This window comes from Pseudomonas sp. 1152_12, from assembly GCF_052850675.1.
This window is the reverse complement of sequence record NZ_VXCW01000004.1, coordinates 230,441-242,842: the sequence shown is the minus strand read 5'-3', so window position 1 is coordinate 242,842 and position 12,402 is coordinate 230,441. Positions and strand designations below refer to the sequence as shown.

Sequence of the window (12,402 nt, the reverse complement as noted above, 5' to 3'; positions counted from 1 at the left end):
CGCCTTACTCAGCCTTGACCAAGGTCGTACGGGTCTTATACGTGCCGTTGACCACGCTCAAGCTGGTGAAAAAGTACCCGTAATCCTGCAGGTACATCTCGGTGTTGGTGGCGTTGTACTTCTCGCCTGTAATCGTGCACGTCAGCTCCTTGGCGTTGCCGCTCAGGGCCGAGTTGATTTTGCTCGCCGGGAGTTCGCGCGCTACAAGGCAGTAGTAGTCGCGTGACAGCACGCGATCTTCTTCTCGGGTGCTGCGGTTTAGGTCTTTGGCGCTTAAGCCCAGCGTTGTACCCACTGGCATCTGCTTCCAGTCGCCAGTGAAACTCAACTGTTGAATATGGCTGGCATTGGAAATATTCAGGCCCTCCCATTCATATTGGCTCTGGAAGGTCAGGCTGATCAGCCCTCGGAAGGACGTGGTGGTGGAGGTTGTGTATTTCGACACGTTGCGAATGCGCAGTTGCCCGATGTCAGCGCTCGGCTCGATATACAGATCGTTGAGCATGCTGGTGGAGCTGTCCTGCTTCTCTACCAAGTGGCGCAGTGGCTTGGTGGCCGTTGGCATATCCAGCGCGTTGATTGCACCCACCACGTCTGCCGAGAGCGGCGGTGGCGTCAATGTTTCCTGACTCTTGGTGCGCGCAGTCGCCACCGGTAACTGTTCGAGCGTTGGCGCGCAGGCGGCCTTGAGCAAGGCTTGGGTGTCCGCTTCAGCCGCGCTGAAAGGCGCATCCTGGGGAGCGGTTTCGGTCGTGCCGAAAGTCACCACGTTGTTCGGGTTCAGGCCAAAGATTGCCAGCGTGCGGTAGGTATGGCGACTGCAACTGAGTTGCCAATGCATGCGCGTCTGGGTGTAGGGCATCTTTTGGAGCTTGTGGGTCAGAATGACCGGTTCGTCGTAGGCGCCCCAGACCTTCACGCTGTCGCCGACGGCCTTCAGGCTGGCCCGATCGATCAGTAACTGGCGTGCTGTCGCGGCACCGCTGACGAGGCGCCAGTCCGGGCGCGGCGTGCGGGCGCAGGCCTCGATAAAGCCGGCGTTATGCTGCAGGTTGCCGACCACTGCCGGGGTCAGTTCGCGCATCACGGTGATTCGCGTAGGCTGACCGCTGGCCGCCAGCGTGCCGGGTGATTCCACGTACATCAGGCTTGCGCTCGGGCTGGCGCAGGACGCCCGCACTTGTGCGATATCCGGCACGGTGGAGCCTTTGCTTGGTGTGACCTGAACCTGGTAGCTGAGGTTGTCGCCCTCACGCAGGATCGAATCGGCCAGCGGCGGCTGTTTGAGCACTTCGCCAAGCACCGGCTCGGCCTTGGCGCGGCTGTTCATGGTCTGAAGGCTGCAGCCACTGAGCAAGCTGAGGGCGACAACAACCGCGATGTGTTTCATGGGCGTTCCTTGCTGATAAAGGGAGTCTTGATGATTAAACGCTGTCGGCCGACCTATATGCTTCTTGAACGGTGCCAGTCAGAACTGATACTGCGCGCCTGCCCCGGCGTACCACGAGCGACCTGGCGCGGCTTCGTAGTAGCGGTTATTGCTGTCGCCGACGATCACTGAACCCACGTATTGGCGATCCAGCACGTTGTCCAGGCGCAAGGTCTGGTGAAAGGTCCAATGCTCGACCTTCTGCTCGAAGCGCGCGCGCCAGTTGAACACGCTGTAACCCGGCGCGGCGCGTTGCTGGTTGGTGTCTTCGACGTAGACCTTGCTGCGGTACATGCCCTCGATGGCGGTGCTGACCCAGTCGCGGGGCTTCCAGTTCAGGTCGGCGAACAGAACGGTTTGCGGGACACCGGGGAGATAGTTGCCTTTGTCGATGGCTTTCCCGTTGCCGATGAAATCACTGTCGTAAGTGGCTTGCAGGCGGGTGTAGGCGAGGCTTGTGCTCCAGTGGTCGCTGAGCTGGCTTTCAAGGCCCAGTTCGAAGCCACGGCGCAGGGTTCGGCCGGCATTTTGATAGGTGGTGCGCCCGTCCTTGGATTGCGCCACAACCAACTCGTCTTCGGTGGTGATCTGAAAAAGAGCGGCGTTGAGGCTCGTGTCTTGGCCGATCCGCGCTTTCAAGCCGACTTCATACTGCTTGCTGACCGACGGCTTGAGCGCAAAGTTGAAGCCGTTTGAGGTGCGGGAATAGGCGGACTCCGCCTGGGTCGGCGTTTCGAAGCCTTTGCCCGCGCTCACGTAGCCATGCAGGTCCGGCGTGAAGGCGTACATGACGCTGACCGACGGCGTGTTCTTCTGATAGGTCTTGTTGCCGCTGTCGTTACCGTCGCTGAGGAAGTGGTCGTCCACGTCCATCTTCAGGGTGCTGTGGCGCAAGCCTGCTTGCAGGGTCCAATCGCCCAGCAGCCAGTTGGCTTGCACGAACGGGTCGAGGCTGGTGGCGGTGTCGATTTCATCGCGGCCCAGGGCGCCTTTGACGCCGTGCACGCCATCGACGGTGTTGGAATAACCTTGGCGGTCATCCTGGCTGCGGTCGTAGTCGAGGCCGGTGATGAGGGTCAGGTCGCCGGGGGCGCTGCTGATGGGTTGCAGCCAGTGGACGGAGCCGCCGTAGAATTTGCGGTCGAAGTCCACGACGCCGCCGCGTGAATTGGCGAGGTTGGGTTGGCCTTTGATCGTATCCGGAATCGACAAATACTGAATCACACTCCGCCGCCCCGTATACGCATTCACCTGCAAGGTCGCATCGCCGAAATAGCGCGCGTAATTCATGCCTAGTTGCTGATGATCGATACTTTTGCGCGTGTTGTACTGCAATGCTTGCGGTGCCGCCGAGCGCGGGTCGGCCTTATACGCCGCCCAAGTCTGCCCCAGCGGGTCCTGCGTGCCATTTTGCTCCAGGCTGCTGTAGATCAGCGCCAGCTTGCTGTCGTCATCCGGCTCGAAGTTCAGTTTGGCAAACGTCTGGTCACGGCGGGCGCTGCTATGGTCGCGGTAGCCGTCGGTGTCCATGCGCGAGGCGTCGAGCACGAAACCGGCGCCGTTCGCCGCGCCTTCGGCGCTGAGGTGATTTTTACTCAGGCCGTCGCTGCCCACCAGGGTTTCGGCGCCGATGCGCGGCGGGCCCTCGCCGTCGCGGGAAAACATCTGGATCACCCCGCCGGCATTGCTGCCATACAAGGTGGCGGCCGGGCCACGCAGGACTTCAATGCGTTCGGCGGTGTCGAGGTTGAAGGTGGCGGCCTGGCCCTGGCCGTCCGGGGTGCTGGCGGGGATGCCATCAGCCATCAGCTTGATGCCGCGCACGCCAAACGCCGAACGGGCGCCGAAGCCGCGCGAGGAGATTTGCAGGTCCTGCGCGTAGTTCTGGCGGTTTTGCACCACTAGGCCGGGCACGCGAGACAAGGCTTCGGAGGCGTTGATGCCGAGCTGGCCGTCGCTGATTTGCTCATGGCTGATGCTGTCAACCGAATACGGCAGGTCGAAGGTTGGGCTGGCGCTGCGTGAGCCGGTGACGACACTGGGATCGAGGATCAGTGCGGACTCGTCGGCCCTGGCGCTGTTGCTCACCCCCAAAAGGCTAGCAAGCAACATCGCGAAACAGATCGGGGTGACAACGTTCATAAGCAAGCCGACATCCATAGCGCAGCGCTGGCGCGTAAAGTGCGCAAGTTTAACGATTCGGCGGGCGTTTGCCGACTGACTCATCCGTGGTTTGTCGATCTATCTGATGCGCGCAACCCTGGGTTAAGCTGCCGTTTTCTACTTAAGAAGATGCGACTGATGAAGCGTGTAAAGAATGCATTTCTTGCTGCGATTGCCCTTTCGACTGCCGGTTGCGGCACGATCAATACGGTATTTAGAGAAGACGCGGTGACGAGCCGCAACCTTAAAGAGTTGCGCAGTCACTGTGAGAATGTGCCGCGTATTTACAGTGGCGTGGTGTATGACTTCTGCTCCCTCAATGGCGAGCCCAACAGCAACGGGAATATGGCGGGCACGCAGGTTAACTCGATCCCTTGGGTGGCGATTGATTTTGTCGCCTCAGGCGTGCTGGATACGTTGGTGCTGCCTTACACGGTCTATCGGCAGAGCAAGGACGGCAGTATTGAGATCTTTCGCTAGGGCGCAGTGACAACCGGTCGCCATAAACGCTAGATCATCAGCGGACGTCTTTACGCTATAATCTCGCCCTTTAGCTGTTTCTCGCCCTGGTGAGAGGCACACTTTTTTAAGGCGTAACCCGCCTGCATGCAGACTAAAAGAGGCTAGACCCCTGTGGCATTGACGATTCTTGGCCTGTCCGGCGCCCTTAGCCATGATCCTTCCGCAGCCTTGTATATCGACGGCAAGCTGATCGCGGCCGCCGAAGAAGAGCGCTTCGTACGCGACAAACATGCAAAGAACCGCATGCCCTACGAATCGGCAAAGTTCTGCCTGGAACAAGCCGGCATCAAGCCTTCCGACGTTGACGTGGTGGCGATCCCGTTCGCCCCGATCAGCCTGTTCGGCGAGGCGCGCTGGCACTATGCCAAGCGTTACTGGTACGCCCCGGACCGCGCCCTTGACGCGATCCTGATGGGCAACCGTCGCTACAAGCGCTATCGCAACAAGATCGTCTGGTGCCTGGAGCAATTGGGCTTCGATCCGAAGAAAATCAAGATCGAGCCGGTTGAGCACCACCTGGCCCACGCTTCCAGCGCCTACCACTGCTCGGGCTTCCAGGAAAAAACTGCGATCCTGGGCATCGACGGTAAAGGTGAGTACGCCACCACGTTCTTCGGCTACGGCGAAAACGGCAAGATCCACAAGATCAAAGAATTCTACGATCCGGACTCCCTCGGCGGCCTTTACGGCGCGATCACTGAATTCCTCGGTTTCGAGATGCTCGACGGCGAGTTCAAGGTCATGGGCATGGCGCCGTATGGCGACGCCAGCAAATACGATTTCTCGCGCCTGGCCTCATTTGAAAACGGCGAGTTGGTGATCAACACCGATTACGCCAACGTCATCGGCCTGCGCCGCTACAAGGAGAAGGGCAAGGGGTTCTACTTCTCGCCAAAACTGATCGAGTGGCTGGGTCCAAAACGCGAAGGCGACATCGCCGACGAGCCGTACATTCACTACGCGGCCAGCATGCAAGCGCTGTTCGAGAAGCTGGCCTTGCAGATGATCGACCACTACCTGGGCGATATCCTTAAGGACACCGGCAAGCTGGCCTTCGCCGGCGGCTGCGCGTTGAACGTCAAGTTGAACCAGAAGATCATTGCCCGCGACGACGTCAAGGAGCTGTTCGTGCAGCCGGCGTCCGGCGATGCCGGCACCGCAGTCGGCGCGGCCGCCTATGTGTCTCACGCCCGTGGTGTACCGGTAGAGAAGATGGAACACGTCTATCTCGGCCCGTCCTACAGCAATGAAGACGTGATTGCCGCGTGCGCCAAACACGAAAGCAAGCCGGTGTGGCGCAAGATCGAAAACATGCCCAAGCGCATCGCCAAGATCATGGTCGACGGCAACCCGGTGGCCTGGTTTCAGGGCCGTATGGAGTTTGGTCCGCGCGCCCTGGGCGGTCGTTCGATCATCGGTTGCCCAAGCGCGACCGGCGTGGCTGACCGCATCAATCACCAGATCAAGTTCCGCGAGCGCTGGAGGCCTTTCTGCCCGTCGATGCTCGACACCGTGGCCCCACAGATGATCAAGGTCGATCACCCGGCGCCGTTCATGACCTTCACCTTTGAAGTGTCCGAAGAGTGGAAAACCCGCGTACCGGAAGTGGTCCATGAAGATGGCACCTCCCGCGCCCAGGTGCTCAAGCGCGAATACAACCCGCGTTACTACGACATGATGAAAGAGCTGGAAGTATTGACCGGCAACGGCGTGTCGCTGAACACCTCGCTCAACCGCCGTGGCGAAGCGATGATCTGCTCGCCAACCGACGCGCTGAACATGTTCTTCGGCTCCGACCTGCAGTACCTGATCATGGAAGACATCCTGGTCGTCAAAGACGGCGTGGACCCTTATGACTCGGTCGGCTGAGCGCCACGTCCTGCAGTTCTGCCACGGCTATGACGGGCCGTTTCTGGATTGCGCGCGGCAATACGCCAGCCTGTTCGCAGGCACAGGCTATAAAGTGACCACGGTGTTTCTCACCGGGGTCGCTGACCCAGCGGTGGCTGCCGGTTGCGCCTCTGATGACGTGTTGTTCATGGAGTTCAGCTCCAAGGCCATTCGTGGCCTCAAGCTGGGCGCCATCCGTGAGCTGCGCAAGATTGCCGCATCGCGCAATTTCAGTTTTTGCATTGCCCACCGCTTCAAGCCGATCTACATCGCCTTGCTCGGCACTCGCCTGCCGGTGATAGGTGTGCATCACGCCTTTGGTGATTATCAGCGCCGCAGCCGCAAGCTGTTTGCCTCGATTTTCCGCAAGCGCCTGAGCCTGCTCGGTGTGTCCGATGCGGTACGTGATGACATGCGCCGTTGCCTGCCGGCCTGGCCGGCCGCGCGTATTCAGACGCTGTACAACCGCATCGATGTCGAGGCCCTGCAAGCCCAGCAGGTTTCGACCGATGACGCTCGGGATGCGCTGGGGTTGTCGCCGGACGAGTGGGTGGTCGGCAACGTCGGCCGCCTGCACCCGGACAAGGACCAGGCGACCTTGCTCAAAGGCTTTGCCTTGGCATTGCCGCATTTGCCGGCGCAGAGTCGGCTGGCGCTCCTCGGCACCGGGCGACTGGAGAAGAACCTTAAGGCGTTGGCCCGCGAACTGGGGATTGCGCAGCAGGTGCTGTTCCTCGGCCAGGTGCCGGACGCACGCCGGTATTTCCGTGCGTTCGACGCTTTTGCCCTGAGTTCCGACCACGAACCTTTCGGCATGGTGCTGCTGGAGGCCATGGCTGCCGGCGTGCCGCTGCTGGCAACCGCGTGTGGTGGCGCCCGCGAAGTGGTCGAAGGCGTGGGCATTCTGTTTCCCTACGGTGATGCCGAACACCTGAGCCAGGGGCTTAGGCACCTGTCGTCGATGGACCGTCAACAACACCAGCAGTGTGCCGAAATGATGCTGGAACGCCTGCAACAGCGGTTCTCGGATCAGGCGGTTCGCGATACCTTCTGGCAACTGCCGCACGTTACTGAACTGACCGCGAGGGCTTGATGCTCAATCGATTCCAAGGCTGGCGCGAACGTGGCTGGTCCGTCGTTGACGCGTCTACCTACAGTGGCGCCTGGCAGCGTTATGGTGGCAGTGTTGCCACGCACCCACAGGTGGTTGAACGCCTGGCTGGCCTGGCCGATATTCCCGTGCGCTACTTGGCGTGGGAGCAAGGCGGCGAGCTCAAGGCGTGCATTGCGACCTGGGGGCGGGATTTGGCCTTGTCCAAGGACGTACTCAAACGGCATGGCAAGAAGGGCCTGTTTGACTTGGGCAATGCTGAGTTGATCCTGCCCGCCGCCGCGCACGCCCAGGCGCCTTTGCGCCATCGCGCGCGCTACCTGTCAGCGCTGAATGAAGGCCGTTTTGCCGGCCTCAAGCTCCAGGTCGAGCAACTGGCCATGGCGCGTACCCCAGAAGAATTGTCGAAGAAGTTTCGCTATAACCAGCGCCGCGAGTTGCGTCTGCTGGAAGAGGCGGGCGGTGTGGTACGGCCAGTGCAGGATTTCTCCAGTGCCGAGCTGGCGTCGATTTACTGCGATTTGTTCCAGCGCCGCTGGGGCTTTGTCGCCACCGGTGCCGAGCGCATGGCACACGTGATCGAGTTGCTGCGCGAGTGGCTGATCGGCTCGGTGATTTTTCTCAACGATGCGCCGATTGCTATTCAGTTGGTCTACCGCGTTGAAGCGCCGGAGTGGGTCAGTGTCGAGTACATCAATGGCGGCGTAGACCCTCAAACCCGTGCTTTTAGCCCTGGTAGTGTGCTGAGCTTCCTCAATACGCAAAGTGCCTGGGAGCAGGCCCGTGAGGCCGGTAAGCCGCTACGGTTTTCATTCGGCCGGGCTGACCGCGAGTACAAAGACCGTTGGTGCAACCCCGTACCGGTATTCAACATATGAGTGAGTCGACGAGCCGTAAGCAGGCGCTGCTCAAGCGTCACCGCCGCAATAAACGCATGAGCTTGCTGGTAGGTTTACTGCTGTTGATTGGCGTAGGTGTGTTGGTGGCCTGGTGGCTGCCGCTGGTGCTGGCGGTGGTGGCCTGGGTGGCTCATGAAGCCTGGTTTGCCGACCATCTGTTTTACTCGCCCAAAGACGACTATCAGTATCAATTTGCAGCGGATACCGAACAGCCCAAGGTCACTATGACCAACGGCCGGTTGGTGCTTGACGAGGCGCTGGAGCTGGTGGGCGATGAGACCCTGATCCTTGCGCTGCGTCTCAAGAGCGGTGTGTTGGGTCGCTTTATCGATCCGTTTATTGGATTGCCGGGGGCTGACCGTCAGGTGTTCGAGCGTGGCGTCAATGGTCTGCGCTATCTGAACCTCACCGGCCAGACGCAAGCCTTGCTCGATGGGCAACTGCTGCTGCAGGCTCGGTTCTGCCGTGTGCAAGGTGCGCCAGTGCTGTCGGTATTCCGTCAGCCCGATGTGCGTCAGCAACGGGTGATGGTCATTGCGCCGCATGCCGATGATGCCGAGCTGGCCGCCTTTGGCCTTTACAGCCAGGCGACTCAACCTTGGATCGTGACCTTGACGGCCGGCGAGATCGAAGCCGAGCACTATCAGCACATGGGCCTGGGCACGCCTGAGGCTGCACGTCTGAAGGGCCGGTTGCGTGCCTGGGACAGTGTCGCAGTGCCGCGTTGGGCTGGGGTGGCGCAGGAACAGTGCGTTCAGCTGGGGTATTTCTGCCTGCAGTTGGCCGCGATGAAGGCTGAGCCTGATCGTGCCGTGACCTCCCGAGAGGCTGAATTGAGCGACATCCGCCTGTTCCGCCAATTCAACCCGTTCCCATTGCCGGGGGATGCCGATGGTCAGCCGACCTGGAACAACTTGTTGGCTGACCTGCGCGCCGTGCTGCTGATGGCTCGCCCCGAGGTCATCGTGCTGCCCCATCCGGTGCTCGACCCACACCCTGACCATATCTGCGCGCAGCAAGCCGTATTGGAAGCCCTGCAGGGGCTGGAATGGCAGCCCACTACATTGCTCGGTTACGCCAACCATCTGCATGACAATGACCGCTGGCCGATGGGAGATTCGGGCAGTGGTATCGCTTTGCCGCCATGCTTTGATTCGACGTACACTCTGCGGCCTTATTGCCTGCCGGTGTCCGAAGAGCGGCAGTGTGACAAAGCCATGTCGCTGGGCATGATGCATGACTTGCAACCGCGGATGCCGCTCAAGCGGCGCGTGCGTCGAGTCATACAGCGCCTGCTGGCTGGAAGGACCTTCTCGCCTTGGGGGGAGAATGAGTTTTTCCGCAAAGCCATTCGGCGACACGAACTTTTTTGGTTCATCAAGCACAATTAACGTTAAACAACGTGGTGGAGCGCTGAGCGCTCCCGTAAAAATGACAGTGAGTCCCCAGTGATCAATCCGTGCCCCCGCATCCTCTTCCTCATTCCTTACTTTGGCCAATGGCCTTTCTGGATGCCGTTTTTTCTCGAAAGCTGCCGACACAATGCGGATATTGATTGGCTGTTGTTCAGTGATTGCCCGATACCGGACAACGTTCCAGATAATGTCAGCATTGAAAGCATCAGCTTTGGCGATTACTGCACGCTGGTTTCAAACCGCTTGAACATCAACTTTGCGCCTCGGGCGGCTTATAAATTGTGTGACATCAAGCCTGCGCTGGGGCATATCCACGTTGATCGGCTCGAAGGCTACGATTTTTGGGCGTTTGGCGACCTGGACCTGATCTATGGCAATTTGCGCCGGTATTTCACCGCTGACCGCTTGGCCGGTTATGACTTGTTCTCGACCCATGAACGACGCGTTGCTGGTCATTTGTGCCTGATGCGTAACACCGCCAGAAAGCGCCAAGTCTTCATGCAGATCAAGGATTGGAAAGCACGCTTTGCCGATCAGGAGCATCATGCGCTGGATGAGGGTGCGTTCAGCAGGATTTTCCTGTGGCGCAAGAACTTTCCCAAGCCATTGTTCCAGTTGGTTGGCAAACTCAACCCGTGGCGCCGTCGCAGTGAGTTCACTGAGGCGTTCAGTACGCCGGGTGGTGTGATCAAGTGGCATGACGGCAGTGATCGTTTCCCGCACCAATGGTTCTGGAACAACGGCCGCTTGACCAACGACAGGGATGGTGACCGGGAGTTTCCGTATTTCCATTTTGTCTGCTGGAAACGTAATCAGTGGCCGTTGGTGCCGCCGCCGAGCGTCGAGTACACCCAGACGCTGGCTGCTGAGACATCCTGGGTTGTTGATGCCACCGGTTTCCATCGAGGAGAGTTATGAGTCGGCGTTTCAAGGTTCTGCAATTGCAGCCTGACTACAATGTTAAATCCCATGATTTTGCCGACCTGGCCGAACAGATCGTCAAGGCATTGCCTACGGACCGCTATGAAGTCACCGCCGCGTTCCTGCGTGGCCGGCCAGCGCCTGGAGGACCGCTCAGTCGTGCGGCGACCTCCGTGTACTTCGAGTTTTCAGACGCGTCACTCAAGGGGTTGAGGCTGCGTGCCATGTGGCGGCTGTATCAGTACTGCCGCAAGGAAAAGTTTGACGTTGTGGTGTGCAACCGTTTCAAACCGGTCAACATGATGTTGCAGTTGAACCGTTGGTTAAAGATTCCGCTGTGTATCGGTATCTCCCACGGCTTCGGTGAGTATGACCGTCTTTACCGCCGTAAGCAGGCGCAGCGCTGGATCGACGAGCACTGGCGTTTTGTTGGTGTGTCGCCGGCGGTCAAGCAGTACCTGCTGGGCTGCGATTGCGGGTTTACCGATAGCAATACGTTTGCAATCACCAATGCCATCGACATCGAGCAGGCCGAAGCCTTGCAGCATTCGCGTGAACGCGCACGCGAGTTGCTGGGCATCGACCCGTCGGTGCGGCTGATCGGCGCACTGGGGCGCCTGGTGCCTGTTAAAGGCCACACCTATTTGTTGCAGGCGTTCGCGGCCCTTAAAGATAAGTACCCTAATGCGCAGCTCGCCATCATCGGCGCGGGGCGCGAGGAGTCCAATCTCGCCGCGCAGATCCAGAGCCTTGGCCTGACTGGGCGCGTGCACTTGTTGGGCTTCAAGGAAAATGCCCTGCAGTACGTTCGTGCCTTCGATATCTGGGCGATGCCTTCGCTGGCAGAGGGCCTTGGCCTGGCACTGTTGGAAGGCATGAGTGGTCGCCTGCCGGTGATCGCTTCAAACGTTCCGGCCATGTTGCCACTGATTGAAGGGGCGGGCGGCCTGGCGGTAGAGCCAGCTAATGTTCCCGAACTCACTCAGGCGCTGGACACTTACTTGGCGTTGTCTGATGAGGCACTCGCGCAAAAAGGCGAGCAGGCCTACCAGTATCTCCAGGCGCAGCACGATATTGAGGTATTCCGCCAGGAATACCTGGATCTGATTGATTCAGGATTGGCTCAAACACGCAGGAACAACGTATGAACCAGAGTCAGCCCTTGGTCACAGTGATCATTGCGTCTTACAACCATGCTCCCTACATCGAGCAGAGCATCCTCAGCGTCTTGAACCAGACGTATCCCAACATTGAACTGTTGGTGATTGACGATGGATCGACCGACGACAGCGTCGAGCGCATTCGTCGTCTGCAGGAACACCATACGTTCGACTTTCGTGTTCAGCAGAATCAAGGGCTGACCAACACGCTCAATGGTGCGATTGCACGCTCCCAAGGCCCGCTGATCGTACCGTTCGGCTCGGATGACATCATGTTGCCAGAGCGGATTGCGATCCAGGTGGCCTACATGGATGGCAAGCCGGAGGTGGGTATCTGCGCGGGTAACATCGAACTGATCGACGCCCAGGGCGAGCTGTTTCCTGAGAAGCGCCAGCGCCGCGACGTACCGTTTCGGCGCCTGGACTTCGACGATATGTTCCTGGAGCGCAAACCCTACCCGCCCGCCCCCACGCTGATGATCCGGCGCGAGGCGCTGGAGAAGGTCGGTGGGTTTGATCCGAAGATCCGCCTGGAAGACTTGTTGATCGAGTTGAAAATTACCCGCGCCGGGTACTTTATCGACGGCTTGAGCGTGGTTATGGCCCGCTATCGCAAGCACGCCACCAACTCGTACAAGAATCATCGATTCATGATCGACAACATCCTGCGCTCGTACGCGTTGTTCAGTGACCACCCGCAGTATGACGAGGTGCGTTACAAGTTCCTCAGCTCCATGTTCCTCAAGACCGCCAACCGTGATCGTAAGTTGGCGCGCGAGCTGTTGGCACAGATCCCGTTCCGGGCCTGGAACAAAAAAACGTGGCGCGGCTTGAGCCGGTTGTATTTTTCCCCGCTGGAAAAAGACTGACCGCGCCTAGTGCGCCCCGCCCA

Annotated in this window: 10 protein-coding genes; 8 read left to right on the top strand and 2 right to left on the bottom strand. The window is 59.5% G+C overall.

Features of this window, described 5'->3' with window-relative positions; all coding sequences use genetic code 11:
• Nucleotides 1–4: 4 nt before the first annotated feature.
• Both FW764_RS08980 and FW764_RS08975 read right to left on the bottom strand, forming a co-directional pair.
• Nucleotides 5–1,390 carry a hypothetical protein gene (locus tag FW764_RS08980; RefSeq protein WP_446433627.1) on the bottom strand — a complete coding sequence of 462 codons (1,386 nt, stop codon included), beginning with the start codon at nucleotides 1,388–1,390 and terminating at the stop codon, nucleotides 5–7.
• Between the two features lie 78 nt (nucleotides 1,391–1,468).
• Nucleotides 1,469–3,571: a TonB-dependent receptor family protein gene (locus tag FW764_RS08975; protein ID WP_446433626.1), complete on the bottom strand. Its 2,103-nt coding sequence runs from the start codon at nucleotides 3,569–3,571 to the stop codon at nucleotides 1,469–1,471.
• A gap of 159 nt (nucleotides 3,572–3,730) precedes the next feature.
• Here FW764_RS08975 and FW764_RS08970 point away from each other — a divergent pair, with 159 nt between their 5' ends.
• The 8 genes from FW764_RS08970 to FW764_RS08935 all read left to right on the top strand — a co-directional run bounded on the left by FW764_RS08970 (nucleotide 3,731) and on the right by FW764_RS08935 (nucleotide 12,379).
• On the top strand, nucleotides 3,731–4,072 hold the full coding sequence (locus tag FW764_RS08970) for a YceK/YidQ family lipoprotein (RefSeq protein ID WP_446433809.1): 342 nt from the start codon (nucleotides 3,731–3,733) through the stop codon (nucleotides 4,070–4,072).
• A 153-nt stretch (nucleotides 4,073–4,225) separates the two neighbouring features.
• A complete protein-coding gene (locus tag FW764_RS08965) occupies nucleotides 4,226–5,983 on the top strand; it encodes a carbamoyltransferase family protein (protein ID WP_017138507.1) in 1,758 nt (585 codons plus the stop codon).
• Nucleotides 5,967–7,097, top strand: coding sequence for a glycosyltransferase (locus FW764_RS08960; RefSeq protein ID WP_446433625.1), 1,131 nt, complete (start codon nucleotides 5,967–5,969; stop codon nucleotides 7,095–7,097). Before FW764_RS08965 ends, FW764_RS08960 begins: the two co-directional genes overlap by 17 nt.
• Nucleotides 7,097–7,993: an antimicrobial resistance protein Mig-14 gene (locus tag FW764_RS08955; RefSeq protein WP_446433624.1), complete on the top strand. Its 897-nt coding sequence runs from the start codon at nucleotides 7,097–7,099 to the stop codon at nucleotides 7,991–7,993. Before FW764_RS08960 ends, FW764_RS08955 begins: the two co-directional genes overlap by 1 nt.
• Nucleotides 7,990–9,405: a PIG-L deacetylase family protein gene (locus FW764_RS08950; RefSeq protein ID WP_446433623.1), complete on the top strand. Its 1,416-nt coding sequence runs from the start codon at nucleotides 7,990–7,992 to the stop codon at nucleotides 9,403–9,405. Before FW764_RS08955 ends, FW764_RS08950 begins: the two co-directional genes overlap by 4 nt.
• A 57-nt stretch (nucleotides 9,406–9,462) precedes the next feature.
• Nucleotides 9,463–10,347: a DUF6625 family protein gene (locus FW764_RS08945; protein WP_446433622.1), complete on the top strand. Its 885-nt coding sequence runs from the start codon at nucleotides 9,463–9,465 to the stop codon at nucleotides 10,345–10,347.
• Entirely contained in the window at nucleotides 10,344–11,498 is a 1,155-nt protein-coding gene (locus FW764_RS08940) for a glycosyltransferase family 4 protein (RefSeq protein WP_446433621.1), read from the top strand. The genes FW764_RS08945 and FW764_RS08940 overlap by 4 nt, the downstream gene beginning before the upstream one ends.
• Nucleotides 11,495–12,379, top strand: a complete 885-nt coding sequence (locus FW764_RS08935) for a glycosyltransferase (protein ID WP_446433620.1) — start codon at nucleotides 11,495–11,497, stop codon at nucleotides 12,377–12,379. Before FW764_RS08940 ends, FW764_RS08935 begins: the two co-directional genes overlap by 4 nt.
• The last annotated feature ends 23 nt before the right edge of the window (nucleotides 12,380–12,402 follow it).

Coding starts and splice junctions, on each gene's coding strand:
- FW764_RS08980 (WP_446433627.1), bottom strand. CDS start 1,390: ATGAAACACATCGCGGTTGTTGTCGCCCTCAGCTTGCTCAGTGGCTGC.
- FW764_RS08975 (WP_446433626.1), bottom strand. CDS start 3,571: ATGAACGTTGTCACCCCGATCTGTTTCGCGATGTTGCTTGCTAGCCTT.
- FW764_RS08970 (WP_446433809.1), top strand. CDS start 3,731: ATGAAGCGTGTAAAGAATGCATTTCTTGCTGCGATTGCCCTTTCGACT.
- FW764_RS08960 (WP_446433625.1), top strand. CDS start 5,967: ATGACTCGGTCGGCTGAGCGCCACGTCCTGCAGTTCTGCCACGGCTAT.
- FW764_RS08955 (WP_446433624.1), top strand. CDS start 7,097: ATGCTCAATCGATTCCAAGGCTGGCGCGAACGTGGCTGGTCCGTCGTT.
- FW764_RS08950 (WP_446433623.1), top strand. CDS start 7,990: ATGAGTGAGTCGACGAGCCGTAAGCAGGCGCTGCTCAAGCGTCACCGC.
- FW764_RS08940 (WP_446433621.1), top strand. CDS start 10,344: ATGAGTCGGCGTTTCAAGGTTCTGCAATTGCAGCCTGACTACAATGTT.
- FW764_RS08935 (WP_446433620.1), top strand. CDS start 11,495: ATGAACCAGAGTCAGCCCTTGGTCACAGTGATCATTGCGTCTTACAAC.